General features: G+C 70.6%; 28 protein-coding genes. 14 read left to right on the forward strand and 14 right to left on the reverse strand.

Going from position 1 to position 25,240, the window contains the following annotated elements; genetic code table 11:
- Position 1: 1 nt before the first annotated feature.
- The 3 genes from V1227_RS38650 to V1227_RS38660 are packed head-to-tail and all read right to left on the reverse strand — an operon-like array spanning position 2 to position 1,658.
- The gene (locus tag V1227_RS38650; protein ID WP_329790035.1) at positions 2 to 607 is read right to left on the reverse strand and encodes a class I SAM-dependent DNA methyltransferase; all 606 of its coding nucleotides are present in this window, start codon (positions 605 to 607) and stop codon (positions 2 to 4) included.
- A gap of 11 nt (positions 608 to 618) precedes the next feature.
- A complete protein-coding gene (locus tag V1227_RS38655; protein WP_329790036.1) occupies positions 619 to 1,278 on the reverse strand; it encodes a maleylpyruvate isomerase family mycothiol-dependent enzyme in 660 nt (219 codons plus the stop codon).
- A gap of 2 nt (positions 1,279 to 1,280) precedes the next feature.
- A complete protein-coding gene (locus tag V1227_RS38660) occupies positions 1,281 to 1,658 on the reverse strand; it encodes a DUF3224 domain-containing protein (RefSeq protein WP_329790037.1) in 378 nt (125 codons plus the stop codon).
- A 49-nt stretch (positions 1,659 to 1,707) separates the two neighbouring features.
- Between V1227_RS38660 and V1227_RS38665 the strand changes: the two genes are divergently transcribed.
- Complete coding sequence (locus tag V1227_RS38665; protein ID WP_329790038.1) at positions 1,708 to 2,679, forward strand: helix-turn-helix transcriptional regulator; 972 nt, start codon at positions 1,708 to 1,710, stop codon at positions 2,677 to 2,679.
- Positions 2,667 to 3,479 carry an aldo/keto reductase gene (locus tag V1227_RS38670; RefSeq protein ID WP_329790039.1) on the forward strand — a complete coding sequence of 271 codons (813 nt, stop codon included), beginning with the start codon at positions 2,667 to 2,669 and terminating at the stop codon, positions 3,477 to 3,479. Before V1227_RS38665 ends, V1227_RS38670 begins: the two co-directional genes overlap by 13 nt.
- A 13-nt stretch (positions 3,480 to 3,492) precedes the next feature.
- On the opposite strand, the gene V1227_RS38675 is transcribed toward V1227_RS38670, so the two are convergent.
- Both V1227_RS38675 and V1227_RS38680 read right to left on the reverse strand, forming a co-directional pair.
- Complete coding sequence (locus tag V1227_RS38675; protein WP_329790040.1) at positions 3,493 to 5,199, reverse strand: substrate-binding domain-containing protein; 1,707 nt, start codon at positions 5,197 to 5,199, stop codon at positions 3,493 to 3,495.
- A gap of 63 nt (positions 5,200 to 5,262) precedes the next feature.
- Entirely contained in the window at positions 5,263 to 6,078 is an 816-nt protein-coding gene (locus tag V1227_RS38680) for a 3-methyladenine DNA glycosylase (protein ID WP_329794215.1), read from the reverse strand.
- A 76-nt stretch (positions 6,079 to 6,154) separates the two neighbouring features.
- Here V1227_RS38680 and V1227_RS38685 point away from each other — a divergent pair, with 76 nt between their 5' ends.
- The gene (locus V1227_RS38685; RefSeq protein ID WP_442916418.1) at positions 6,155 to 6,712 is read left to right on the forward strand and encodes a DUF1801 domain-containing protein; all 558 of its coding nucleotides are present in this window, start codon (positions 6,155 to 6,157) and stop codon (positions 6,710 to 6,712) included.
- A 251-nt stretch (positions 6,713 to 6,963) separates the two neighbouring features.
- Here the strand turns inward: V1227_RS38685 and V1227_RS38695 are convergent, their stop codons facing one another.
- The 3 genes from V1227_RS38695 to V1227_RS38705 form a co-directional block, all read right to left on the reverse strand.
- A complete protein-coding gene (locus V1227_RS38695; protein ID WP_329790041.1) occupies positions 6,964 to 7,989 on the reverse strand; it encodes a hemolysin family protein in 1,026 nt (341 codons plus the stop codon).
- Positions 7,986 to 9,296, reverse strand: a complete 1,311-nt coding sequence (locus V1227_RS38700; RefSeq protein WP_329790042.1) for a hemolysin family protein — start codon at positions 9,294 to 9,296, stop codon at positions 7,986 to 7,988. The genes V1227_RS38695 and V1227_RS38700 overlap by 4 nt, the downstream gene beginning before the upstream one ends.
- A gap of 109 nt (positions 9,297 to 9,405) precedes the next feature.
- A complete protein-coding gene (locus V1227_RS38705) occupies positions 9,406 to 10,422 on the reverse strand; it encodes a LacI family DNA-binding transcriptional regulator (RefSeq protein ID WP_236217595.1) in 1,017 nt (338 codons plus the stop codon).
- A gap of 121 nt (positions 10,423 to 10,543) precedes the next feature.
- Here V1227_RS38705 and V1227_RS38710 point away from each other — a divergent pair, with 121 nt between their 5' ends.
- From V1227_RS38710 to V1227_RS38720, 3 genes are read left to right on the forward strand one after another with little or no spacing between them, the layout of a single operon-like run.
- Positions 10,544 to 11,686, forward strand: coding sequence for a Gfo/Idh/MocA family protein (locus V1227_RS38710; protein WP_329790044.1), 1,143 nt, complete (start codon positions 10,544 to 10,546; stop codon positions 11,684 to 11,686).
- Positions 11,679 to 12,713 carry a dihydrodipicolinate synthase family protein gene (locus V1227_RS38715; RefSeq protein ID WP_329790045.1) on the forward strand — a complete coding sequence of 345 codons (1,035 nt, stop codon included), beginning with the start codon at positions 11,679 to 11,681 and terminating at the stop codon, positions 12,711 to 12,713. Before V1227_RS38710 ends, V1227_RS38715 begins: the two co-directional genes overlap by 8 nt.
- Positions 12,695 to 13,501: a sugar phosphate isomerase/epimerase family protein gene (locus tag V1227_RS38720; protein WP_329790046.1), complete on the forward strand. Its 807-nt coding sequence runs from the start codon at positions 12,695 to 12,697 to the stop codon at positions 13,499 to 13,501. Before V1227_RS38715 ends, V1227_RS38720 begins: the two co-directional genes overlap by 19 nt.
- A gap of 117 nt (positions 13,502 to 13,618) precedes the next feature.
- Here the strand turns inward: V1227_RS38720 and V1227_RS38725 are convergent, their stop codons facing one another.
- On the reverse strand, positions 13,619 to 14,653 hold the full coding sequence (locus V1227_RS38725; RefSeq protein ID WP_090101396.1) for a serine hydrolase: 1,035 nt from the start codon (positions 14,651 to 14,653) through the stop codon (positions 13,619 to 13,621).
- Positions 14,654 to 14,703: 50 nt separating this feature from the next.
- On the opposite strand from V1227_RS38725, the gene V1227_RS38730 reads away from it, so the two are divergent.
- The gene (locus V1227_RS38730; RefSeq protein WP_329794216.1) at positions 14,704 to 15,387 is read left to right on the forward strand and encodes an SDR family oxidoreductase; all 684 of its coding nucleotides are present in this window, start codon (positions 14,704 to 14,706) and stop codon (positions 15,385 to 15,387) included.
- Between the two features lie 13 nt (positions 15,388 to 15,400).
- On the opposite strand, the gene V1227_RS38735 is transcribed toward V1227_RS38730, so the two are convergent.
- The 3 genes from V1227_RS38735 to V1227_RS38745 are packed head-to-tail and all read right to left on the reverse strand — an operon-like array spanning position 15,401 to position 18,136.
- Positions 15,401 to 16,204, reverse strand: coding sequence for an alpha/beta fold hydrolase (locus tag V1227_RS38735; RefSeq protein ID WP_329790047.1), 804 nt, complete (start codon positions 16,202 to 16,204; stop codon positions 15,401 to 15,403).
- A 19-nt stretch (positions 16,205 to 16,223) separates the two neighbouring features.
- On the reverse strand, positions 16,224 to 16,655 hold the full coding sequence (locus V1227_RS38740; protein ID WP_329790048.1) for a cupin domain-containing protein: 432 nt from the start codon (positions 16,653 to 16,655) through the stop codon (positions 16,224 to 16,226).
- A complete protein-coding gene (locus tag V1227_RS38745; RefSeq protein WP_329790049.1) occupies positions 16,652 to 18,136 on the reverse strand; it encodes a GGDEF domain-containing protein in 1,485 nt (494 codons plus the stop codon). Before V1227_RS38745 ends, V1227_RS38740 begins: the two co-directional genes overlap by 4 nt.
- A gap of 141 nt (positions 18,137 to 18,277) precedes the next feature.
- On the opposite strand from V1227_RS38745, the gene ruvC reads away from it, so the two are divergent.
- The 7 genes from ruvC (at position 18,278) to V1227_RS38780 (ending at position 24,517) form a co-directional block, all read left to right on the forward strand.
- Positions 18,278 to 18,844 (forward strand): crossover junction endodeoxyribonuclease RuvC, encoded by a 567-nt coding sequence (gene ruvC, locus V1227_RS38750; protein WP_329790050.1) that lies wholly within the window; start codon positions 18,278 to 18,280, stop codon positions 18,842 to 18,844.
- A gap of 31 nt (positions 18,845 to 18,875) precedes the next feature.
- Positions 18,876 to 19,457 (forward strand): Holliday junction branch migration protein RuvA, encoded by a 582-nt coding sequence (ruvA, locus tag V1227_RS38755; RefSeq protein WP_236217580.1) that lies wholly within the window; start codon positions 18,876 to 18,878, stop codon positions 19,455 to 19,457.
- Positions 19,457 to 20,467, forward strand: a complete 1,011-nt coding sequence (gene ruvB, locus V1227_RS38760) for a Holliday junction branch migration DNA helicase RuvB (protein ID WP_329790051.1) — start codon at positions 19,457 to 19,459, stop codon at positions 20,465 to 20,467. The genes ruvA and ruvB overlap by 1 nt, the downstream gene beginning before the upstream one ends.
- A 93-nt stretch (positions 20,468 to 20,560) precedes the next feature.
- Positions 20,561 to 20,914, forward strand: coding sequence for a preprotein translocase subunit YajC (gene yajC, locus V1227_RS38765; RefSeq protein ID WP_329790052.1), 354 nt, complete (start codon positions 20,561 to 20,563; stop codon positions 20,912 to 20,914).
- Positions 20,915 to 21,043: 129 nt separating this feature from the next.
- Complete coding sequence (secD, locus tag V1227_RS38770) at positions 21,044 to 22,846, forward strand: protein translocase subunit SecD (RefSeq protein ID WP_329790053.1); 1,803 nt, start codon at positions 21,044 to 21,046, stop codon at positions 22,844 to 22,846.
- A gap of 1 nt (position 22,847) precedes the next feature.
- Positions 22,848 to 24,002, forward strand: coding sequence for a protein translocase subunit SecF (secF, locus tag V1227_RS38775; protein ID WP_329790054.1), 1,155 nt, complete (start codon positions 22,848 to 22,850; stop codon positions 24,000 to 24,002).
- A gap of 23 nt (positions 24,003 to 24,025) precedes the next feature.
- Positions 24,026 to 24,517, forward strand: a complete 492-nt coding sequence (locus V1227_RS38780; RefSeq protein ID WP_236217570.1) for an adenine phosphoribosyltransferase — start codon at positions 24,026 to 24,028, stop codon at positions 24,515 to 24,517.
- 52 nt (positions 24,518 to 24,569) lie between these two features.
- Here V1227_RS38780 and V1227_RS38785 read toward each other — a convergent pair whose 3' ends face one another.
- Complete coding sequence (locus V1227_RS38785; RefSeq protein WP_329790055.1) at positions 24,570 to 24,920, reverse strand: hypothetical protein; 351 nt, start codon at positions 24,918 to 24,920, stop codon at positions 24,570 to 24,572.
- A 7-nt stretch (positions 24,921 to 24,927) separates the two neighbouring features.
- Positions 24,928 to 25,203 (reverse strand): hypothetical protein, encoded by a 276-nt coding sequence (locus V1227_RS38790; protein ID WP_329790056.1) that lies wholly within the window; start codon positions 25,201 to 25,203, stop codon positions 24,928 to 24,930.
- Positions 25,204 to 25,240: the final 37 nt, after the last annotated feature.

Here is a 25,240-nt window from a genome sequence, read left to right on the forward strand (position 1 = left end):
CTCACCCGCGCCGTGCGAACAGCACCGCGCCGTCCTCGCCGAGCAGCCACCGGGCCTCCACGGTGAACCCGGCGGCCCGCAGCCACTCCGCCACGCGCTCCGGCCGTCGCAGGTGGACGTGCACCTTCATCGGGTGCCCGCCGTAGCCCCGCGTCTTGAGGCTCGTCCGGTCGCCGACGTGGAAACCCAGCTGCAGCAGGCCGTCCGGCCGCAACGCCCGGTGGAAGTGCGCGAAGACCACGGGCACGAGCTCGTCCGGCACGTGGATCAACGACCACCACGACAGGACGCCGCCCAGCGGGCCGGGCAGCGGTTCGGTCATCGACCCGACCTCGAACCGCAGCCCGGGGTGGTCGCGCCGGGCCAGCTCGACCATCGCGGGGGAGAGGTCGATCCCGAACGCGTCCACGCCGAGCCCGGCGAGCAGCGCCGTGACGGTGCCTGGCCCGCAGCCGACGTCCGCGACGGGGCCGCTGACCTGCTCCGCGAACAACCGCAGCGCCGCCCGCAGGTGGGGGAGGCCGTCCAGGAGGCCGCGTGTGTGTTCGGCGTAGCTGACCGCCACGGTGTCGTAGGAGGTCCGCGTGTCCGCCAGCCAGTCGCTCATGACCGGCGAACCTACTCCTCGAACGGCTCCGCGCGGTGCCGTCCGGACAGCGCCAGCGACGAGATCCACACGTCCGGATCGCCGTCCCAGTCGAGCGCCTTGATCTGGTCGGCCGACCGCCGCCCGCCGATGACCCGCAGCAGCTCGAACGACGTCGTCCGCAGCGTCCCGGCCGGTTCGCCGTGGCCGAGCACCCGGTCGCCGTGCTCCAGGGAGATCCGCAACGCCGGCACGTCGTTCTCGCGCAGCCGCCGGTCGAGCTGCTGCAACGGCCTCACCAGCGCCGCCCGCACCTCGACGCCGCCCCGGTCACCGGGAACGCCCAGCGCCGAGCGGAGGTCGTGCTCGTGCGCGACCACCTCGGACACCAGGACCGGGCCCATCGGGGTGTCGAACAGCTCCGCCGCGCGCACGAGGTTCTCGTCCCACTCGGCGAAGGCGTCCTGCAGCGTGTTGTCGCGGCGGTCGCGCACCTGCCGTTCGCCCCACTCGCCGGACTCCACGCCGTCGAACCGGCCGTCCGCGAAGTCGCGCAGACCGCCCGCGAGGTGCGCCACCACGTCCTTGACCGACCAGCCGGGCGTCGCCGGCACGGGCGTCAGCGGGCCGGCGCCGGAGACGAGTGCGGTGATCCGAGCCTTGGCCGCGTCGTAGATGGGGGCGATGGTCATCGTCAGACCTCGTACTCCAGGGTGTAGGTGCCGCTGCCATCCTCCGCCCAGTCGACGACGAGCGCACCTCGCGCGTTCAGGTACCTCCCGGTGCCGTCGACGACCTCCGTCGTTCCCTCCACAGAGGACCGGTAAGCGCCGACGTGCCGCAGCACCAGCGTGCCCTCGTCGGTGACGACCTCCTCGACCGCGGTCGTCCACGCCACGTCGTCGCCGTAGTACATGAGGTACCGGCAGCTGCCGGTACCGCTGACGTCACCCGCGTACGAGAACCGGACGTGCGCCTCGGTGAGCTTGCGGCCCTCGACCTCCTGGTACGGCCGCCCGTCCCAGGTCTTCTCGTCCCAGCTCTTCACTTCGATGGTTCCGGTTGCCTTCATGCGGGCCACCCTGCTGGCAGAACCTGACAGATCGTGTCAGGTTTGACGCGTGAAATCCGGCAGGCTCATCCAGGTCCTCCTGCTCCTCCAGTCGAGGGGCCGGATGACGGCCGACGAACTGGCCCGCGAGCTGGAGGTCTCGCCGCGCACGATCTACCGCGACGTCGAGTCCCTGAGCGCCGCGGGCGTCCCCGTCTACGCCGACCGCGGTCCCGCCGGCGGGTACCGGCTCGTCGACGGCTACCGCACCCGGCTGACCGGTCTCACCACCGACGAAGCGCAGTCGCTGTTCCTCACCGGGCTCCCCGGCCCCGCCGAGGCACTGGGGCTGAAGGAGTTCGCCGCCGCTGCCCAGCTCAAGCTCCTCGCCGCGCTGCCGACCGAGCTGCGTTCCCGAGCCGAGCAGATCCGCCGGCGCTTCCACCTCGACACCCCGACGTGGTTCCGCGGCGACGAACCCACCGAGCACCTCGCCACGATCGCCGACGCCGTCTGGGAGCAACGCCGCGTGCGGATGACCTACCGGCGGTGGGGCAGCCAGACCGTCGAGCGCGAGGTCGACCCGTACGGGCTCGTGCTGAAGGCCGGCACCTGGTACTTCGTCGGCAGCGGCCGCACTTACCGGGTGTCGCGCGTGCTGGCGCTGCGGCCCACACCGGACACGTTCGAACGGCCCCGCGACTTCGACCTCGCACGCCACTGGGCCGAGTGGTCGGAGCAGTTCGAGGCCCGCATGTACGGCGAGCGCGTCGCGGTCCGCATGACCCGCGCGGGCCTCGACAAGACCCAGTACCTGCTCAGCGGCTTCCAGGCGCGTCTCATCCGCGACCTCGCGCCGCAGCCGGGGCAGGAGTTCGGCTTCCCGACCGAGTCGACCCGTCACGTCGTCGCCGACCTGCTCAAATTCGGCGCGGACGTGGAGGTGCTGGCACCGGACGAGGTCCGGCGTGAACTGGTCGGCACCATCAGGGCGATGCGGGACGTCTACAACGATGCGAAGCTACGCACATGGTTCCGCTGATCTCGTTGAACAACGGAGTACGGATCCCCCAACTCGGCTTCGGCGTCTACCAGGTGCCGGAGGACCAGGTGGCCGGTGCGGTCACGACGGCCATCGAGGCCGGCTACCGCAGCATCGACACGGCCGCGGCCTACGGCAACGAGTCCGGCGTCGGCGACGCCATCGCCGGCATCCCCGACCTCTTCGTCACGACCAAGCTGTGGAACTCGGACCAGGGCTACGACTCGACGCTGCGCGCGTTCGACGAGAGCACGCGCCGGCTGCGCCGCGACGTGCTCGACCTCTACCTCATCCACTGGCCGACCCCCGAACGCGACCTGTACGCGGACTCGTGGCGCGCGTTGGAGCAGCTCTACGCCGACGGCCGCGTCCGCGCGATCGGCGTGTCCAACTTCCACACGCGGCACCTGCAGCGGCTCTTCGACGAGTTCCCGACCACCCCGGCCGTGAACCAGATCGAGCTGCACCCGTTGCTGCAGCAGGAAGAGATGCGCAAGGTGCACGTCACGCACCGCATCGTCACCGAGGCGTGGTCGCCGCTGGCCCGGGGCGCACTGCTCCGCGAACCCGACATCACCGCCCTCGCCGAGAAGTACGGCAAGACCCCGGCCCAGATCGTGCTGCGCTGGCACGTGCAGCTGGCGAACGTCGTGATCCCGAAGTCCGTCACGCCCTACCGGATCAAGGAGAACATCGACATCTTCGACTTCGAGCTGGCCCAGGACGACATGACGGTCATCGGCGAGCTCGACAACGGCACCCGCACCGGACCCGACCCGGACCGCTTCAACGCCGCGTGAGCGCGGCGCTCGGTCAGGCCTTCGTCGAGAGCACCTGACCGAGCGCCGCCTCGACGCCGTCCACGTCCTCCACCACCGACACCGAGCCGCCGGTCGTCTGCGCGATGTCGGTCAGGGCCGCCTTGTCGACGTCGCCGCCGATCGCGATGAAGCTGATCGCCAGGTCCGTCCCGTGCAGCTGCGACTTGAGGCCCTCCAGGTCGAGCCCGCCGTCCGAGGTGCTGTCGGTGATCACCACGACGCGGTTGACGCGCCCGGCGACGAACCCGTCGTGCGCCGCCTCGTAGCAGGCGGCCAGCGCGCTGTAGAGCTGGGAGCCGTCCGCGGTCTTCATCCCGTCGATCGACCGGCGCAGCGCGTCGCGCTTCTCGCCGACCGGACCGGTGCCGACCAGTTGCCGGTAGGGCTTCGAGCCGTCGAGGTCGCGCGCGAACGTCCACAGCCCGAACGAGCCCGACACCGACCGGTCGACCTGGCCGCGCAGGGCCGCCTTCACCTTGTCCAGGCGGGGTTTCATCGAGGTGGAGACGTCCGCGAGGACCGTGACGACCTGCCCGCCGCGGTCCGCCGACGCCCAGGCCGACGAGATCTGCTGCGTGGTCGTGGCGTCGGCGGGGACGAGGTTCTCCGTGACGGGCGACCAGGCCACGCCGGGCGACGGTGCCGGACGGTCCTGGGTGGCCTCGACGCGCAGGCCGCCGCGCGCGAGGATCGCCTGCTGCGCGGGTTCGGTCATGAAGTCGCGGAACGCCTGCGCCGCACGCTCTTCCGCCTCGCCGACCTCCGTGCCGCCGAGGGCGACGTACGGGAAGTCCGCCACGGGCGCGGGACCCGCGGGCAGCACGCCGACGAGCGGCTTCGACGGGGCGTCCTTGCCCGTGTTGTGCCGGAACAGGTCCACTTCGGACACCGGCGTGGCGGAGAAGCCCGCCGCGTTGACCGTGGCGCTGTCACCCAGGCGCGCCAGCGCGTCGCGCGTGGTCGCGGGAACCTCCGGTGGCACGGTGGCCGCGAGCTTCGTGAGAGCGGACTTCGTGGCGTCCGACCCGAGCGACTCCGCCGTCACCGGGCCCTTGCCGCCGGCCAGCGCCGACTGGATCGCGAGGGCGGACGCGGTGTTGGCCGACGGGTCGGGCATCGCGACGCTGAACCGGCCCCAGGGCTGGCCGAACCTCTCCCAGTCGGTCACCTCGGGCAGGTCGGACCACCGGAAGTCCTCGAGCACCGGCGCGGCGGCCTCGGGGGCGGCGAGCAGCACCGGCGACGTCCCGACCGACTTCGGCGCCGAGCCGACAAGCTTCGCGTTCAGCGCCGTCAGCCGGTTGGCCCAGAGCGTCGAGTCGGGCAGCCACGCGTGCGGCCGCTTGCCCAGCTTCGTCTCGTCCCAGGTCGTCGTGAGGCCCTCCAGCACCGCGGAGGAGTCGGCCGAGATCACCTCGATGGCGATGCAGTGGTCGTACACGACGGGCCGCGTCCCGCTGTACTCCTGAGCGACGTCCCGGACGACGCCGGCGACGCTGGGCGTCACGGCGACGCGCAGGACGGAGTCACCCTCGCTGCAGTTCTGGGCCAGCGCCTGGGAGCGCCGGTCGAGCACCCCGCCCGCCCACGACAGGGCGAGCCAGCTCAGGCCGAGGAGCACCACGAGCACGACGACGAGCACGGGCCACTTGGCGATTCCGCGCTTCACCTTCGCCCGCAGAGCGCGGTGTCGAGACATCGATCCCTCACAACTACTCAGCGGCCCCCGACGACCGCCAATGACGCTAACAGGTGAACTTGGTCAGCGAAGTGAAGTCACTGCAAGTAGCGATTGGCACACGGAGATGAGCCGTTCTCGCAACGGTCTCGCCCGTTCGGCGAACTCCGCCTGCCGCCGCACGTACTCCGCACGGCCGTCCGGTGTCTCGATCCGCACCGGCTCGTACCCCAGTCCGGCCAGGTCGTAGGGCGAGGCCCGCATGTCGAGTTCGCGCACGTCGGCGGCCAGTTCGAAGCAGTCGGCCACCAGGCCTGACGGTGTCGCGGGCTCCAGCTTGTACGCCCACTTGAACAGGTCCATGTTCGCGTGCAGGCAACCGGGCTGCTCGTTGGCGACCTGGTCCTCCCGCGTGGGCTGCAGGGTGTTGCGGGGCCGTGCGGGCTCGGTGAAGAACCGGAACGCGTCGAAGTGCCCGCACTGGATCCGGCTGGCCTCGACCACCTGGTCCGTCCCACCGCTGCCCAGGCGCAACGGCCACGCGTTGTGCCGGACCTCCTCGGGCCGCTGCCGGTAGACCATCGCCCACTCGTGCAGCCCGAAGCACCCGAGCCGCGCGGGCCTGCCGAGCGTCGCGGTGAGCAGCGCCCGCACGAACTCCAGCGTCTTCTCGCGCTGCCCGAGGAAACTGCCGACGTCGAGCGTCACACCCTCGGCGACCCGCTTGTAGTGCGGGAACTCCAGGTATTCGGCCGCGTCTTCGAGGACGACGCCCGGCCCCGGATGCCACCGTTCGAGCCGTACGGGCCTATGGCTGTAATACGTGAAGAGGAAGTCCATGACGGGGTGCTTCTCTTTGCGAAGCTTCCGCTCCTGATGCGGCCCCGTGAACCGGCGCATGCGCGCGACGTGCGAATTGCGCAGTTGGTGCCATTCGGCTCGGGTCAAGACCTCCACGGGCGATTACCGTACGCGCATGGTGCGGAGCAAGGCCTCGACGGTCACCGAGTACCTCGACGAACTGCCCGACGAGCAGCGTGCCGAGGTCGGCGCTGTGCGCGACGTCGTCCTCGCCCACCTCCCCGACGGCTACGCCGAGGGGATGATGTGGGGGATGATCACCTGGTACGTGCCGCCGGAGGTGAGCGGACCGACGTACAACAAGCAGCCGCTGGGCTACGTGGCGCTCGCCGCCCGGAAGCGCCACTTCTCGCTCTACCTGACCGCCGTGGACGGCGAGGGCGAGGAGTCGTTCCGCTCCCGGTACGCGGCCACAGGCAAGAAGCTCGACATGGGCAAGTCGTGCGTGCGCTTCAAGCGCGCCTCGGACCTCGCCCTCGACGTGATCGGCGAGGAGATCGCGAGCCTGCCGGTGGAGGCGTTCCTCGGCCGGTACCGCCGGCACAAGCCGCTTCAGAGCGGCGGCACCAGCCCGGTGAACGTCCGCGCGCCGTTGCAGTGCGGGCACTCCCTGCCGTTGTCCACGGTCCGCGAGGCGCCGCTGATGATCGCCAGCGTCGGGGCCGCGATGTAGCTCGCGCCGCCGCACAGGTGGCAGACCGTGCGCGGTTCGGGGGTGACGGCGAAGAGGTCGTCCGGGTCTTCCTCTTCCTCGAAGTCGTCGTCCTCGGCGAACTCGTCCTCGTCGTCCTCGCTCATGAGCACAACCTAGTGGGTCGGCCGCGACGCCCGCGCGCTCCGCCCGGCCCGGCCCCGTCACGACCGATACTCCACTTTGTAGCGCGGGCGGGTGACAGCGGTGGACTCGATCATCGACACCGCGCCCTACACCCAGCGCACGTGCGTCCCGTCCCGCACAGTCCCGACGTACTCCTCCAGCAGGTCCTCCAGGGCCACCACCCCGAGCACGGTCCCGTCAGCGCCCACGGCACGAGCGAGGTGCGACTGCGCCCGGCGAAGGGCCGTCAGGGCCTCGTCCAGCCGGGCGTCGACCGGCACCTCGGGCAACCCGCGCACCCGCGACCGCGGCACCGGGGTGGAAGCCCCCTCCAGGTCCAGCACGTCCTTGACGTGCAGGTAGCCGACCAGGCCGGAGTCGGCGAGCACCGGGAACCGCGAGAACCCGGTGGTCGCCACGGCGGCCTCGATCTCGCCCACGGTGGGGGAGGCGGAGATGGTGGTCAGCCGGTCCAGGGGCACCAGCACGTCAGCCACCGTGCGCTCGGCGGAGGACAGGGTCTGGGCCAGGCGCCGGTGCTCGGAGTCCTCCAGGAGCCCCTCCGACCGGGACTGGCCGATCAGCAACGCCAGCTCGTCCGGCGTGTAGGCCGACTCCAGCTCGTCGACGGGCTCGACACCGAAGCGGCGCAGCACCCAGCGGCCCACGGCGGTGAACAGCGCCAGAGCCGGAGCGATCATCCGCGAGAACCCGTAGTGCACCGGCACGAGCCACACCGCGGCTCGCTCCGGCCCTGCGATCGCGAGGTTCTTCGGCACCATCTCGCCGAGGATCGTGTGCAGCGCGACGACGATGACCAACGCCACCGCGAACGCCACGCCGTGCACCACGGCCAGAGGCAGGCCGACGGCGCTGAGGGGTGCTTCCAAGACCGAAGCCAGAGCCGGTTCGGCGATCGCGCCCAGCCCCAGCGAGCACAGCGTGATGCCCAGCTGCGCGCCGGCGATGAGCAACGGCAGCTGCTGCGACGCCTTGATCGCGGTGCGGGCCCGTGCGGAGCCCCTGTCGGCCAGGGCCTCCAGGCGGTCGCGGCGCGCGGTGATCACCGCGAACTCCGCGCCGACGAAGAAGGCGTTGCCCGCCAACAGGAAGATGATGATGAGGAAGTTCACGAGGACGCCACCACCCGCAGGTCCGCCACGCGGTGCTTGTCCATCCGCATGACCGTCACCCTCCAGCCGTCGACGCGGATCTCGTCCCCGACGTCGGGGATCCGCCCCAGCTTCGCCAGCACGAGGCCGGCCAGGGTCTCGTAGTCGCCCTCGGGCATGTGGAAGCCGGTCGCCTCGGCCACCTCGTCGTCGCGCAGGAGGCCGGAGACGAGCCAGCTGCCCTTGCCGAGCGGGCGGACCGGCAGGGCTTCGCCCCGGTCGTGCTCGTCGCGCACGTCGCCGACGATCTCCTCGACCACGTCCTCCAGCGTCACCATGCCGGCCGTGCCGCCGTACTCGTCGACGACGAGCGCCGTCTGCAGGCCGGACGCGCGCAGGCGGTCGAGCAGGGCGTCGCCCTCGAGGGTCTCGGGCACCGAGTAGACGGGGCGGGTCAACGCCGACAGAGGGGTGGACACGCGCAGAGCGGCCGGCACGGCGAAAACCTGCTTCACGTGCACGATGCCGCTGACCTCGTCCAACGAGCCGTTGTGCACCGGGAACCGTGAGAAGCCCGTCTCGCGCGCTTTCATCACGAGGTCGGCCACGGTCGCGTCGGCGCGTAGGGCCTCCACGCGCACACGCGGTGTCATCAGTTCGCCGGCCGTGCGGTCGCCGAAGCGCAGTGAGCGGTCCAGCAGCGCCGCGGTGCTCTCGTCGAGGGTGCCGTGTTCGGCCGACGTGCGGACCAGCGCGCCCAGCTCCTCGGGTGACCTCGCGGACGCCAGCTCCTCGACCGGCTCGACGCCGAGGCGCCTGACCAGCCAGTTCGCCGAGTTGTTCATCCAGTGGATCAGCCAGCGGAAGACCGTGGAGAAGCCCGCCTGCAGGCCCACCACGCCGCGGGCGGTCTCGAGCGGCTTCGCGATCGCCAGGTTCTTGGGGACCAGCTCGCCGAACACCATCGACAGCGCCGTGGCGATCGCCAGCGCGAGGGCCAGCGACAGGCCGTCGGCCACCGCGTCGGGCACGCCGACCGCGGTCAGGCCGGGCTCGATCAGGTTCGCGATCGCGGGCTCCGCGATGTAACCGGTGATCAGCGTGGTGAGCGTGATGGCGAGCTGTGCGCCGGAGAGCTGGAACGACAGCGTGCGGTGCGCACGGTCGATGGTGCGCGCCTTCGCGTCACCGACCTCGGCGACGTGGCGCTCGACGGTGCTGCGTTCCAGCGCGGTCAGCGAGAACTCCGCCGCCACCGCGATGAAGGTGCCCGCGGTCAGCGCCACGACGGCGAGCAGACCGAGCACGCTCAGAAGGACTCCGATCACCTGGACGCTCCGAAGCGACTAGGGACCGGGTTGGTATGCCAGCCGGGGCCAGACCCCATGGGGACGGCTCAACTCCTCAGGACTCAAGTACGTGTACAGCCCGACGAGTCTAATTGTGGGCAGTCGACGCCCGCAGCACCACCTCGCCCGCCACGCGCACGGTGCGGGCCTCGTCACCCCCGCCGTCCAGCACGAGACCTGCGGCGATCTCACCCATCTCCTCCAGCGGCAGGCGCACGGTGGACAAAGCGGGCACGGTGTCGCGCAGGGTCGGGATGTCGTCGAACCCGGCGATCGACATGTCCTCCGGCACGCGCACGCCCCGTTCGCGCAACGCCGCCATCGCTCCCATCGCCATCACGTCGGTGACCGCGAACACGCAGGTCGCGCGCGACTTCGACGCCAGCAGCTCCAAGGCGGCCTCGTAGCCGCCGTCACGGGTGAAGGCGCCGTTGACGACCACCGGCGGCGCGACCCCGGCGTCCGCGAGACCCGCCTTGAAGCCCGCCAGGCGGTCGCGGGCCACCACGAGTTCGGAAGGACCACCCAATACGGCGAACTTCTTGTGCCCGAGTCCCGCCAGCGCACGGGCGAGCGCGCGCCCTCCGGCGCGATTGCCGGGCACGACCGTGTCGGTGCCGAGCTTCGCCTGCGACACGCACGCGACGCGTCCGCCCTGCTCGGTGAACGCGTCGATCTCCGCGGCGAGCCGCGCTTGCGCCGCACGGTCCGTGGTCCGCGAACCGGCCAGGACGACCGCACGCGCACGGTGCGCGCGCAGCGTCGACAACAGCTCGGCCTCACGCTCCGGACGGCGCCCGGTCGTGCCGAGGACGACGACGAGCCCGGCCTCCTCGGCCACCCTCGTCACCCCCGCCGCGATGCAGGAGAAGTACGGGTCGGTGATGTCGTGGACCACGAGACCGACGAGCGAGCTCGAGTTGCGGGCCAGCGCCTGCGCGGACGCGTTCGGCACGTAGCCGAGCTCCTCCGCGGTGCGCAGGACGCGCTCGCTCAGGTCCCCGCTCACCTGCCTCGTGCTGCCGTTGAGCACGCGAGAAGCGGTCGCCAACGACACACCCGCCTGCCTCGCCACCTCGGCGAGCGTCACCTGTCGGGCGGACACGACCACCTCCGTCAACGCGCATGTGAGCGCTGAGACTAACTCGCGAGGAGGTTGACGACCGCGAAGTACCGCCGTTAGCGTGGCCGGAAAGCGCTTTCCAGTGCTGCTACCAGGAGGTGTGATGGCGGTTCGGACCATCGGAGTGGCGGTCAACGGCGTCACCGGGCGGATGGGGCACCGCCAGCACCTGGTCCGGTCCCTGCTGCCGTTGCGCGAGGAGGGCGTGCGGCTGGCGGACGGGACCGTGCTGAAGGTGGAACCGGTCCTCGTGGGCCGCAACGCCGACAAGCTCAAGGAGATCTCCGGGCGCCACGACGTCGCGCGGTGGACGACGGACCTCGACAGCGCCCTCGCGGACCCGTCGGTGGAGGTCTACTTCGACTCGCAGGTCACGTCGCGGCACGTCGAGTCGATCACCAGGGCGATCGCGGCCGGCAAGCACGTCTACACCGAGAAGCCCGTCTCCGGGACGGTCGAGGAAGCGCTGGAGCTCGCGCGCTTGGCCGACGAGAAGGGCGTCAAGCACGGTGTCGTGGCGGACAAGCTGTACCTGCCGGGCATCCGCAAGCTCAAGCGGCTGGTCGACGGCGGCTTCTTCGGCCGGATCCTCAGCGTGCGCGGCGAGTTCGGCTACTGGGTCTTCGAGGGCGACTGGCAGTCCGCGCAGCGCCCGAGCTGGAACTACCGCGCGGAGGACGGCGGCGGCATCGTCTCGGACATGTTCTGCCACTGGAGCTACCTGCTCCACGACCTGTTCGGCCGGGTCGAGGCCGTCACGGCCAAGGCGGTCACGCACATCCCCGCCCGCTGGGACGAGCGGGGCAACGCCTACGAGGCGACCGCGGACGACTCCGCGTACGGGATCTTCGAGATCGAGAACGGCGTCATCGCGCAGATCAACTCGTCCTGGTGCGTGCGGGTGCGCCGCGACGAGCTCGTCGAGTTCCAAGTGGACGGCACCGAGGGCAGTGCGGTCGCGGGGCTGCGCGAGTGCTTCGTGCAGCCCCGCGCCGTCACGCCGAAGCCGGTGTGGAACCCGGACCTGCCGGTCGCGCACCCGTTCCGCGAGCAGTGGCAGCGGGTGCCGGACAACGAGGACTTCGACAACGGCTTCAAGGTGCAGTGGACCGAGTTCCTGCGCCACGTGGCCGAGGACGCGCCGTTCCCGCACGACTTCCGCGCCGGGGCGAGGGGTGTCGCGCTCGCGGCCGCGGGTCTTCTGTCCTCTTCGGAGGGCCGGCGGGTGGAGGTCGCGGGTGTCTAGCGCGAAGCCGTTCAACCGCACCGTGTTCGCGGCGGCGCACGTCGTCGCGCGGGACGAGCGCACCGTCGACTGGGACGCCACCCTGGCGTTCCGGCACCACCTGTGGTCGCACGGTCTCGGCGTCGCGGAGGCGATGGACACCGCGCAGCGCGGCATGGGCCTCGACTGGCCCGCGGCCGCCGAGCTCATCCGCCGCAGCGCCGCCGAGAAGGCCGGGCGGATCTGCGCGGGTGTCGGCACCGACCACCTGACCGGCGAGGCGGGCCTCGGTGAGGTCCTGGACGCCTACCTGGAACAGCTCGACGTCGTGCAGGAGGCCGGTGCGCAGCCCGTGCTGATGTGCTCGCGCCGGCTCGCGGCGGCCGCGCGGGGACCGGAGGACTACGAGGAGGTCGTCGGCACGGTGCTCGACCGCGTCGGCGAACCCGTGATCCTGCACTGGCTCGGCACCGCGTTCGACCCGGCGCTGCGGGGCTACTGGGGCGCGGCGGACGTCCCGCGGGCGACCCGGAACCTCCTGGAGATCATCCGTTCGCGGCCGGACAAGGTCGACGGCGTGAAGGTCTCGCTGCTCGACGCCGACCACGAGATCGGGCTGCGGCGCGCGCTGCCGCCCGGTGTCCGCTGCTACACCGGCGACGACTTCCACTACCCGGACCTGATCGCGGGCGACGAGCAGGGCCACAGCGACGCGCTGCTCGGCATCTTCGACCCGATCGCGCCGGTCGCCGCCCGCGCCCTGGCGAGGCTGGCCGAGGGTGACACCGACGGGTTCCACAGCGTCCTGGCACCCACGGTCGCTTTGTCGCGCCACCTCTTCAGCGCGCCGACGTACCACTACAAGACCGGCGTCGTGTTCCTGGCGTGGCTCGCGGGACACCAGGAGAACTTCCGGCTGCTCGGCGGCCTGGAGTCCGCCAGGAGCGCCGAGCACCTCGCCGAGGCGAAACGCCTCGCGGAGATCGCCGGCGTGGTCGAGCCGGACCTCGCGGAGCGGAGGTGGCGGCAGTGGCTCGCCTCTCGCTGAACCAGGCCACGGTCAAACGCGCGACCGTCGCCGAAGCCGTCGAAGGGTGCGCCCGGCACGGCATCGAGTCGATCGGGCTGTGGCGCGAACCGGTGGCGGAGCACGGGCTCGGACGCACCGCGAAACTCGTCGCGGACGCCGGGCTGCGGGTGTCGTCGTTGTGCCGCGGCGGGTTCTTCACGGCCGTCGACAACCGCGCCGCTCTGGACGACAACCGCCGTGCGATCGACGAGGCGGCGGCGCTGCGCACCGGCACCCTCGTCATGGTCGTCGGGGGAGTGGCGGGCGACAAGGACCTCGTCGGCGCACGTCAGCGCGTCGCCGACGCCATCGCGGAGCTCTCGGTGCACGCGGGGGAGGCGGGCGTGGTCCTCGCACTGGAGCCGATGCACCCGGTGTTCTGCGCCGATCGAGGCGTGCTCTCGACGTTGTCGCAAGCGCTCGACATCGCCGAGCGGCACCCGTCCGTCGGTGTCGTCGTCGACGCGCTGCACGTCTGGTGGGACCCCGACCTGGACGCGCAGATCGTGCGCGCGGGGCCGCGCATCGCGTCGTACCAGGTGTGCGACTGGCTCACACCCGTGCCCGCCGACGTGTTGCTGGGTCGCGGCTATCCGGGTGACGGCGCCATCGACCTGCACCGCCTGACCAGGCACGTCGCCGCCACCGGGTACGCGGGCGACGTCGAGGTGGAGATCTTCAACGCCGACATCTGGGCGGCGGACCTCGACGAGGTCGTCGGGGAGGTGGCGCGCCGGTACCACGACGTCGTGGAACCGGCGCTGTAGAACGCCCGCGCGGGGAAGCCGGTCGTCGACGGCGGCGACGACCGGCCCCGGCGTGGTGCCCTGTATAGCCGAAATCCGGTGCCCGGTGGTCCGGAACCCGGAGAATTCCGAGAAAAATCAGCCGCCGTTGAAGAACCGGTAGACCTTCTCGCGGTGGCGCGGACGCGTCGTCGTGATCTTGATGACCGCGTCGAACATGGACCGGCCGAGCTCCGCGCGGGCCGCGACGGCCGGGTGCGTGGTGCTGAAGTCCTGGTCGTTGGCGGCCTTGTCGCCCGCGAAGTCACCGGAGGCGAACATCGAGTAGACCAGGATCGCGCGGTTGTCCTCGCTGAACATGATCCCGGCCTCGTTGCGGCCGTCCTCGAACCAGCCGGCCTTCGTCGCGACGCGCAGGCGCTCGTTCGTCGTGAGGTTGAGCCGCACGCCGTCGGTGAAGCTCGCCGTCGCGCGCAGGATGTTGAGCAGGTAGGCCGTCGACGCGGCGGACAGCAGCTGCCCGTCGACCAGCTTCTGCAGCAACGTGTGCGTCTCGCGCGCCGTCGTGGTGCCGAGGAAGAAGCGGTTGGGGTTGGCCACCGGGACGACCTGGGTGTGCACGAAGCCCTTGGACCGCAGGATCTCGTTGAGCTCCAGCGCGGGCACGACCAGGCCGCACAGGCGGACGGCGGTGTTGTCGGAGACGGTGAGCAGGTTCGCGAGGGCGTGGCCGACGGTGACCTCGCTCGGGTACGCGCCGTCGAGCGCGAAGATGCCGTCGGTGTCCTGGATGACGATCGCCGCGGACACCGTGACCGTCTGGTCGAGCCTGATCAGCCCGCGGTCCACCTTGTCCAGCACGGCGACCGCGACCGCGATCTTGTTGACGCTGTAGGCCTCGACGACCTGGTCGGCGTTCTCGTCGACGGCGGCCCTCGTCGTCCCGTCGAGATCGGCGACGGTGATCAGCGACGACCACGTTCCCCGCGCCCTGCGGGTCTGCCGCCGGTAGATCTGGGCGATGCGCTTGCGCGACCTGTCGGCGGTCGTCGGGAAGCGTTCGATCTCGGCCTCCGCGTCTTCCTGCGCCTGCGCTGCACCGTGGGAGCCGAGCACGGCCGTCGCGGCCGCGACGGTTCCCAGCCCGAACACGGACCTGCGGTTCAATGTCATGCGCGGAATCAAAACAGGCGGCCCTGACGTTTCCCTGACTAGGGTTGCCGATCATGGAACAAGTCTTCGTGGTGACCGGCGCCTCCCGGGGCATCGGCGCGGCAACCGCCTCCCTCGCGGCCCAGGCGGGCTACCGCGTGGTCAGGGCGTCGCGCTCGGCCGAAGAATCTGTCGGCGATCGCGGCTGGGACGCGCGATGTGACGTTTCTTCGTGGGATTCCGTGCAGGATCTGATGTCCCGAGTGGAGTCGCGTTGGGGACGAATAGATGTCGTGTACGCCAACGCGGGCGTTTCGGTCGACACGTCGTTCGTCTCTTCGTCGGGTGCCGAGCCTTCCGAATGGACGGACATGGTGGTGACGAACGTCTGCGGACCGGCCTTCACGGCCCGTGCGGCGATGCCCGCCCTGATGCGTTCGGACGGTCATCTGGTGCTGACCGGCTCGGCGGCCGGGCGCGGGGTGCGGCCGGGCAACCTGTACTCGGCGACGAAGTGGGCGATCACCGGCCTGGCGCAGGCGATCCGGGCGGAGGCCGTCGGCACCGGCGTGCGCGTGACGGTCGTCCAGCCCGGCCTGGTCGACACGGACGCCATCCCGGCGTCGCGTGTGGATGATCCGAAGCTGGAGCCGGAGGACGTGGGCCGGGCGGTGCTGTACGCGGTGTCGCAACCGTCCACTGTGGATGTGAACGAGATCCTGATCAGGCCCACCGGTCAGGCGGCGCACCGCTGAGGGTGCTTGCCCTTCACACCTCGCCGAGGAACTCGACCAGCAGCCGGTTCACCTCGTCCGGCCGCTCCAGGTACCCGACGTGCCCCGCGTCCGCGACCTCGGCGTACCGGGCGCCCGGGATCGCCTCCGCCACCTCGCGCGACAGCCGTGGCGGCAGCACGAGGTCGTCGGCGAACCCGATGACCAGCGAGCGCACGGTGATCGCGCGGTACGCGTCCAGCCTCGTGTCGTACTCGCCGAGGGAGAGCTGGACGCGTTCGCCTGCGGTCAGCGCGGAGCCGGCGAACTCGTACATCTGCAGCCAGTCGCGGGCGATGACCGGGTCGGCCAGCGTCGCCTGCGAGACGTTGCGGACCAGCGACGCCACCGCGTAGAACGCCTGCGGGATCTCGACGCCCTTGTCGTGCAGGTCGCACAGGGTGGACGACCACGCCTGCTGCACCGGCTCGGGACGGCCCGCCGTCGCCATCATCACCGCGCTGCGCACCAGCGACGGGCGGGTCAGCGCCAGCTCCTGGGTGATCCGGGCGCCCATCGAGGTGCCGACCACGTGCGCCGGGCCGCCCAGGTGCTCGATCAGGGCGGCGGTGTCGGCGACCATGTCGTCGAGCGTGAAGCCGTCGCCGCACTCCGAGGACGGCCTGATGCCGCGGTTGTCGAAGTACGCGACGCGGTAGCCCGCCTTGACCAGCGCGGGCACCTGGTAGGTGCGCCAAACCCTGCCGGGGCTGCCGGTGCCCATCACGAGCACGACGAGGTCGCCGGAACCCTCGGTCTGGACGTTCAGGTCGATGCCGTTGAGCTGGACGAGCGCCATTCCGGAGATCCTAGTGACGTCAGAAGCGGCACAGGGGCCGAATGACGGCGGCGTGTGAGGGATAACGCGCGCACAGGTCGTCCGCGTGGCCGAAGGTCACGATGTCGTCGGTGTACGGCGGCACGACGACGGTGCCCACCAGCGACCAGTCGCCGGCCGGGGTGCTGCCCTGCCACACGCCGGCGGGCACCACGACCTGCGGGTTCGACGCGCTCAGCACCGGCTCGGCCACCGACCCGTCCGGGTGCAGCAGCAGCATCCGCAACGGCGAGCCGGCGTGGAAGTGGTAGATCTCCAGGTGCTGCAGCACGTGCATGCCGGAGAAGTCCGGGCGGCGCAGCAGGTACGCGATCGCGGACACCTCGTCGGACCGGTGCGTCTGCGCGAAGTGGCCGCCCTCGACGGGCAGCTCCTGCATGCCGAGGTCGCTGATCAGCTGTTCAGGGGTCACGTCATCTCCGGGAGCGGGGAACCGTGCACGACGACCATGCCCTTGCCGAGCCGCTTCGCCGTGTACATCGCGGTGTCCGCGGCCCCGAGCACGTCGTCGGCGGTGATCGAGGGGTCGTACGAGAACCGTTGCGCCACACCGATGCTGGCGTGCACCCGGTGCACCCGGCCGTCCACCTCGTGCGGGTGTCCCAGCACCGCGAGCAGCCGGTCGCCGATCTCCTCCGCGTCGCCGCCGTCCACCAGCACGCCGAACTCGTCGCCGCCCAGGCGCGCCACGGTGTCTTCGGGCCGTACGTTGTTCTGCAGCCGTGCGGCGACATTGCGCAGGACGACGTCGCCCTCGGCGTGGCCGTTGTTGTCGTTCACGGCCTTGAAGCCGTCCACGTCGATGAACAGCAGGATCAACGGCTTCTCGCGGTCGCGCACCGCGAGAGCGCGCTCCAGCCGTTCGCGGAACAGACTCCGGTTCGCGACGCCGGTCAACGGGTCATGCGTCGCCTCGTGCCGTAGCTGCTCGCGGGAGACGCGGAGCTGATCCATCAGGCGGACGTTGTCCATCATCGTGAGCAACTGACGCACGATGACCAGACATACGACCATGAGCCCGACGTAGATCTCGATGGGGTTGAGGCGACCGCCCGTCGCCGTGTTCCAGATGACGAACAGGCCGGTGATCGCGAGCGGCAGGTACGGCACGAGCAGGTGCAGCAGGTCGGCCATCCGCACGCGGCCGGGCGTGGGGTCGAGGTCGCGCACCGGTGCCAGCGCGCTCAGCAGGAAGAACGCCGGGCACAGCATGAAGCCGATGTCCACCGACGCCGGGATCGCCGTGATGCCCTTCGAGATGTAGAACGCGAACAGCCACCCCGACGACGACTGCGCGATGCCGGCCAACGCCACGAAGAACATCGGCCACTGGCGCACGGCCTGATGCGTCCACGACATCACCACGATCGCCACGAGCAGCACGAGGTACGCGGCGGGATGCGCGATGACCGTGGCGAACCCTGGGCCCTCGGTCGCCCACGCGCGGGTCAGCGACTCCAGCGCCGACACCCACGTGAGCACGAACAACGACCCGATGACGATCAGCCCGTCGAGCACGATCACCGTGCGGCTGCGGTAGTTCGGCAGCAGGTCGTCGGCACGGCGCTGCTGGGCCTTGGCGATCACCGCGGCCAGGCAGAGGACCGGCACCATCGTGAACCCGAGCGGCGCGATCGTCGAGGACGGCAGCTGCACGCCCAAGATCTGCTGGCCCCAGATCCACGCGGACAGCCCGACGCTCAGGCTGGTCATCGCCGCGGTCATCCACCGGTCGCGCCGGCGCGCGTAGGCGACGAGGGCCGCGACGGCGAAGACGAGCTGGACCACCTTGTCGATTGCGATACCGATATCGCGCGGCGCGGTAAGGGCGGTGAGGATGGCGACGGCCATGAAGGCGCCGACACATCCCGCGACAACCCAGAACCTCTGCACCCGCTGCTCCTGGTGATCGAAACCCGACCACCGTAGTGACGCCGGCGCGGACTTGTCGAACCGTGTCGGTGCAAGTCACCCGTGGGCGCACCGGATATGGTTCGAACTGTTGTTCGTTCCTGCTTCGGGGAGTTGGCTGGCGTGCGGGTGTTCGGGGTCGACCCCGGTCTGACGAGGTGCGGCTTCGGCGTGGTCGACGGCGGCCCGGGCCGAGTCGTGCGCGCGGTGGCCGTCGATGTCCTGCGCACGCCCGTTGACGCTCCTTTGTCCGTGCGCCTGCACGAGCTGTACGTCGGCGTCTGCGAATGGCTCGACCGCTACGAACCTCAGGTCGTGGCCATCGAACGGGTCTTCGCGCAGCACAACGTCCGCACCGCGATGGGCGTCGCGCAGGCGTCGGGCGTCGTCGCCCTGGCCGCCGCGCAACGGGGCCTGCCGGTCGAGTTCCACACGCCGTCCGAGGTGAAGGCGGCGGTCACGGGGTCCGGCCGCGCGGACAAGGCGCAGGTGACGGCGATGGTGACCAAGCTGCTCGGCCTGAAGGTCGCGCCGAAGCCCGCCGACGCGGCGGACGCGCTGGCGCTCGCCATCTGCCACCACTGGCGCGCGCCGATGCGGTCGCGGCTGGAGGAGGCGCAGGCACGGGCGGCGGAGCTGGCACGGGTGCACAGGGCGAAGCTCGCCGAAGCCGCCAAGCGCGCCAACTAGTCTCGAAGCACGTCATGACCGGAGGAACCAGGTGATCTCGTCACTGCGCGGCCAGGTGCAGCACGTCGGCCTCGACCACGCCGTCGTCGAGGTGGGCGGCGTCGGGTTCGCCGTCCAGGCCACGCCCACCACCCTCGCCGGCCTGCGCCGCGGCGAAGAGGCCGCGCTCGCCACCACGCTGGTCGTGCGCGAGGACAGCCTGACGCTGTTCGGGTTCGCCGACGCCGAGGCCCGCGAGCTCTTCGGCCTGCTGCAGACGGTGAGCGGCATCGGGCCCCGCATCGCGCTGGCCACCCTCGCGGTCCTGGAGCCGGACAAGCTGCGGCACGCGCTCGCCGAGGGCAACATCACCGTGCTGACGCAGGTGCCGGGCATCGGCAAGAAGGGTGCGGAGCGGCTCATCATCGAGCTGCGCGACAAGGTCGGTCAGCTGCCCACGCCGACGACGCCGGCGCACAGCCAGACGCGTGACCACGTCGTGGAGGCGCTTCTCGGGCTCGGGTTCCCGGCCAAGGCCGCCGAGCAGACGGTCGACAGCGTGCTCGCGGACAACCCCGACCAGTCGACGTCCGCCGTGCTGCGCCGTTCGCTCGCCACGCTGGGGCGCAAGTGATGGAGGACGAGCTCAGCCCGTACGTCGCGCCGGCCGAGCGGGACGTCGAGACCAGCCTGCGGCCCGCCGACCTGCACGAGTTCGTCGGCCAGCAGCGGGTGCGGGAGCAGCTCGAGCTCGTCCTGCACGGGGCCATGCGGCGGGGAACCGCGCCGGACCACGTGCTGCTCAGCGGGCCGCCCGGGCTCGGCAAGACCAGCCTCGCGATGATCATCGCGAAGGAGCTCGGCAGCGCCATCCGGATCACCAGCGGGCCCGCGCTCGAACGGGCGGGGGACCTCGCGGCGATGCTGTCGAACCTCGTCGAGGGCGACGTGCTGTTCATCGACGAGATCCACCGCATGGCGCGGCCGGCCGAGGAGATGCTGTACCTCGCGATGGAGGACTTCCGGGTCGACGTCGTCGTCGGCAAGGGACCCGGCGCGACCAGCATCCCGCTCGACATCGCGCCGTTCACGCTGGTCGGGGCCACGACGAGGTCCGGCGCGCTCACGGGACCGCTGCGCGACCGGTTCGGCTTCACCGGGCACATGGAGTTCTACAGCCCCGACGAGCTCGACCTCATCGTGAAGCGCAGCGCCAAGATCCTCGGGGTCGACCTCGACGCCGACGGCGCGCTCGAGATCGCCGGGCGCAGCAGGGGCACGCCCCGCATCGCCAACAGGCTGCTGCGCCGCGTGCGGGACTTCGCCGAGGTCAGGGCCGACGGCAGGGTCACGGAGGAGATCGCGCGGCAGGCCCTCGAGGTCTACGACGTCGACCAGCTCGGCCTCGACCGCCTCGACCGCGCGGTCCTCACCGCCCTGGTCAAGAGCTTCAACGGGGGACCGGTCGGCGTGTCCACGCTCGCGGTCGCCGTCGGTGAGGAGCCGACCACGGTCGAAGAGGTGTGCGAACCGTATTTGGTGCGGGCTGGCATGCTGGCCAGGACACCGCGCGGTCGAGTGGCGACGCCCGCCGCGTGGCACCACCTGGGGCTGGAACCGCCCGCCGGTGATCAACTGTGGTGACCTGGCACAATCGGTGAAAGCACCTGGACATATCGGACGTGCGTCGAGGCATGTCCACTTGATCGGAGAATGATGGGCAACCTTTCGTCTTTGATGTTCCCGTTGCTCCTGGTTCTGCTCGCGGTGCCGCTGTTCCTCAGCGCGCGCAAGCAGAAGCGGGCGATGGCCGAGCAGCAGCAGCTGCAGAGCTCGCTCCAGCCGGGGGACAAGGTCATGACGACTTCGGGTCTCTACGGCACCGTCGCCGACGCGAGCCACGACACCACCATCGACATCGAGATCTCCGAGGGTGTCGTCACGCGGTGGCTGCGCGCCGCCATCCGCGAGAAGGTGGCCGAGACCGACGAGGCCGTGGTCGAGGACAAGGCCGACGAGCCCGAGGCCGAGGTGACCACCGCCCCCACCGCACAGGTCGCGGAGCCCCTGGACCACAACGTCAAGAAGTAACCGACGGGCTCGTGACACCTGGAGTTGGCAACTGTGAACACCGCCAACTCCAGGTAGTGACGCGCAGCTCACGCGGCGCGCGTTACGCTGCGCGCTCGGAAACCATCGCTACTAGGAGACGGACGGATCGTGGCACCTCCGGCCGGGCAAATTCGCCCTGCGAAATATCTGGCGAGTTTTGTCCTCATCGTGGTCGCGCTCTACGCCCTGGTGTTCTTCACCGGGAACGGTTCGGCCAAACCCAAGCTCGGAATCGACCTCCAGGGCGGCACGCTCGTCACGCTGACCGCGCGTCAGGAAGACGGGGCCCAGCCCAGCGAGGAAGCGCTCAACCGCGCACGTGACCTCATCGAGGTCCGCGTCAACGGGCTCGGCGTTTCCGGTGCCGAGGTCGTGCGGGACGGCAACAACCTGGTGATCACGGTCCCGGGTGCGGACAGCGAAGGCGCGAAGGGCCTCGGCCAGACCGCTCGCCTCGCGTTCCGCAAGGTCATCGGCCAGCCGGTCCCCGCGGGCGCCGCCCCGAACCCGTCGCAGCCGTCGTCGAGCACCGCGCCGTCCAGCGGTGCGAGCACGCCTCCCGCGACCCCGCCGAGCCAGAGCGCCGGTCAGGCGCCGCCGTCGAGCGGTGCCCCGCAGGGCCGCCCCGCGCCGAACCTGGCCGCGCAGCCGTCCAGCACCCCGCCGAGCAGCGGCGCCGCGCCGTCCAGCAGCGCGAGCACCCCGCCGAGCACGCCGCCCGCCCCCTCCAACATCGACCCGAAGGTCGCGAAGGAGATCCAGGAGGCGAAGGCGCTGCGCCAGAGCACGGACCCGCAGGTCCTGCAGCAGGCCGCGCTCCTGCTCGACTGCACGCAGCCCGACCCCCTGCGCGGCAACGACGACCTGGACAAGCCGCTCGTCACCTGTGACGAGAAGGGCGAGTTCAAGTACACCCTGGCCCCGGTCAACCCTCCCAAGGAGGACACCCAGACCAAGGCCGACGACTACTCGAACTACTCCCGCCTCACCGGTGAGGACATCAACAACGCCGCGGCGAACAACAACCCGAACGGCACCGGCTACGTCGTCAACCTCGACTTCAAGTCCGAGGGCGGCAGCAAGTGGGCCAAGTTCACCTCCGCCAACGTGCAGCAGGCCGTCGCGGTCGTGCTCGACGGCGAGGTCATGTCCGCCCCGACCATCCAGTCGGCCATCGAGGGCGGCTCGACCGAGATCAGCGGCAAGTTCACGCTGAAGGAAGCCCAGAACCTCGCGAACACGCTAAAGTACGGCGCGCTGCCGCTGTCCTTCGACTCGTCCGAGGCGCAGACGGTCTCCCCGACGCTCGGCCTGCAGTCGCTCAAGGCGGGTCTGATCGCCGGCGGCATCGGCCTCGCGCTGGTCTTCGTCTACTGCATGTTCTACTACCGCCTCCTGGGCGTCCTGACGATCCTGTCGCTCGCCCTGTCCGCCGTGATCATCTACGCGGTGCTGGTCCTGCTCGGCCGCCTCATCGGGTTCACGCTCGACCTCGCCGGCATCGCCGGGTTCATCGTCGCGATCGGTATCACCGCGGACTCGTTCATCGTCTTCTTCGAACGACTGAAAGACGAAGTGCGTGAGGGCCGCACGTTCCGTTCGGCCGTCCCGCGCGCATGGGTTCGTTCCCGCCGCACGATCCTCTCGGCCGACGCGGTCAGCTTCATCGCCGCCGCCGTGCTGTACGTGATCGCGGTCGGCCAGGTGAAGGGCTTCGCGTTCACCCTCGGCATGTCGACGGTCCTCGACCTCGTGGTCGTGTTCCTCGTGACGCACCCGCTGGTCGCGATGGCGTCGAAGTCCAAGTTCCTGTCCAACCCGAGCCTGTCCGGCCTGGGCGGTGCCGCCCGCGAGGGCGCCGCGCACCGCGCCGCCACGACCGGCAAGACCACCGCCGTGAAGGGGGCCTGACATGGGCAGCGTGCTCTCGCGCCTCTACGTCGGCAACGGCGCCTTCGACATCGTCGGCAAGCGCCTCCGCTGGTACATCACGTCCAGCATCATCCTGCTGGTCTGCATCGGCTCGATGGTGTTCAACGGCTTCAACCTGGGCATCGACTTCAAGGGCGGCACGAAGATCTCGATGCCGTCGGTCTCGGCCAGCGGCCAGTCCATCTCGACGGGCGCCGTCGAGGACGCGTTCGCCAAGGCGATCCCGGACAAGAAGCCGACCGCCGTGCAGGCCGTCGGTTCCGGTGCCAGCGCGACGATCCAGATCAAGTCGCCCGCGCTGAACATCCAGGAGGTCGCGGCCCTCAAGGCGGGCCTCGCCCAGGACACCCAGCCGCAGGGCGGCCAGTCGGCGATCTCCGACAGCGCCGTCTCCGCGTCCTGGGGCGGTGAGATCAGCGGCAAGGCCCTGTGGGCCCTGTTCTGGTTCTTCGTCGCGGTGACGCTGTTCCTGGTGTTCTACTTCGAGTGGCGCATGGCCGTCGGCGCGCTCGTCGCCGTCTTCCACGACGTCATCATCACCGCGGGCGTGTACTCGCTCATCGGCTTCGAGGTGACGCCGGCGACGGTGATCGGTCTGCTCACGATCCTCGGCTTCTCCCTGTACGACACGGTCGTCGTGTTCGACAAGGTCAAGGAGAACACCCGCGGCCTGCTGGGCCTGACCCGCCGCACCTACGCCGAGGCCGCGAACCTGGCGCTGAACCAGACCCTGATGCGCTCGATCAACACCTCGCTGATCGCGCTCCTCCCGGTCATCGGCCTGCTGGTCGTCGGCGTCGGCATCCTGGGCGTCGGCACGCTGCAGGACCTCGCGCTCGTGCAGCTCGTCGGCATGTTCATCGGTGCCCTGTCCTCGATCTTCATCGCCACCCCGGTGCTGGTGGACCTGAAGATGCGCGACCCGAAGTACATCGCGCAGGCCAAGCGCGTGGCCGCCCGCCGCGCCAAGGCCTCCGGCCCGCAGCCGGCCGAGGGCATCGAGTCGGCCGACGAGGACGCCCTCGCCGCCGACCTGCGCAAGGAAGAGGCGTACGCCGCCGCCGCGTCGGTGCCCCACCGCACCGCCAAGGCAGGCGACGCCCGCCGCCGTCCGACCGGGAAGCGCCAGCGTTGAAATTGGATCGTGCTCTGGGACTGATGCGCGAGGTCCCGGACTTCCCCCGGGCGGGGGTCGTCTTCCGGGACCTCACGCCGGTCCTCGCCGACCCGGACGCCCTGCGCGCCGTGGTCGACGCCCTGCAGGACAAGATCGACGACAGCACCCAGGTGATCGCCGCCATCGAGTCGCGCGGCTTCCTCCTGGGCGCCGCCCTAGGCTACGGCTGGCGCTACGGCGTCGTGCCGCTGCGCAAGCCGGGCAAGCTGCCGGTCGTCGCCGACTCGGTCTCCTACGACCTGGAGTACGGCTCCACGTCGCTGGAACTGCCCGGCGGGGCGATCCAGCCCGGCCAGCGCGTGGTCGTGGTCGACGACGTCCTGGCCACCGGAGGCACCGCCGAGGCCGCCTGCACGCTCGTGGAGCGCGCGGGAGGCATCGTCACGGGTGTCTCGGTGGTGCTGGAGATCGCGGCGCTGGAGGGCCGCTCACGGCTCGCGGGTCGTGACGTCCAGACGCTCGTGACCGTGTAGAGGTCGTGCTTCGGAAGGGCCGGTGACGAGTCGTCGCCGGCCCTTCCGCGTGTCAGCCGCTGACCGGCGTGACGATGAACCGGTAGGCGACCACGACGGTGATCGCCCACAGGAAGTAGAAGATCGGCAACGCCAGCACGACCAGCCGCCACGCCTTCATGCCACCGTGCCCCACCCTCGTCAGCGCGGCGGACGCGCCGAGCCACGGCACCACGCCGAGCAGCAGCGCGCGCAACGCCTCACCACCGCCGTTGACGACCAGGTTGAGCAGGACGATCGCGGCGTACCAGATGCCCGCGAACGCCAGGCAGTGCCAGAGCGGCCGGTGCGAGTGCATGGCGCCAGCCTTCCAGGCGTGCTCGAGCACGCTGCTCACCCCGTCCATCGCCTGGCTCGCGAGCACCCCTTCATCACGCCACCGGCGGAGGGGCCACGAGCGCGGCGCCGATGCTGACGAACACCAGCGTCACGAGCGACGCCGGCGCCGTCACGACCGCGATCTCCCACAGCTTCGGTGCCTTCGCGCGGCGCAGCACCAGCCAGCTCAGGGTGGTCGCGACCACCCAGCCCACCGACGAGCCGATGATCGACCTCGGATCGATGTAGCCAGGGTCGTCGAGGGCGAGGTACGCCATCGTGCCGAGCCACACGAACGTCATGGCGGCGCACCAGAGCAGGGTCCTCACGGGTTCGAGTCTGTCAGGTGCCCCGGCGGTACCGGTC

The organism is Lentzea sp. DG1S-22 (assembly GCF_036321065.1).
Taxonomy (GTDB): domain Bacteria; phylum Actinomycetota; class Actinomycetes; order Mycobacteriales; family Pseudonocardiaceae; genus Lentzea; species Lentzea jiangxiensis.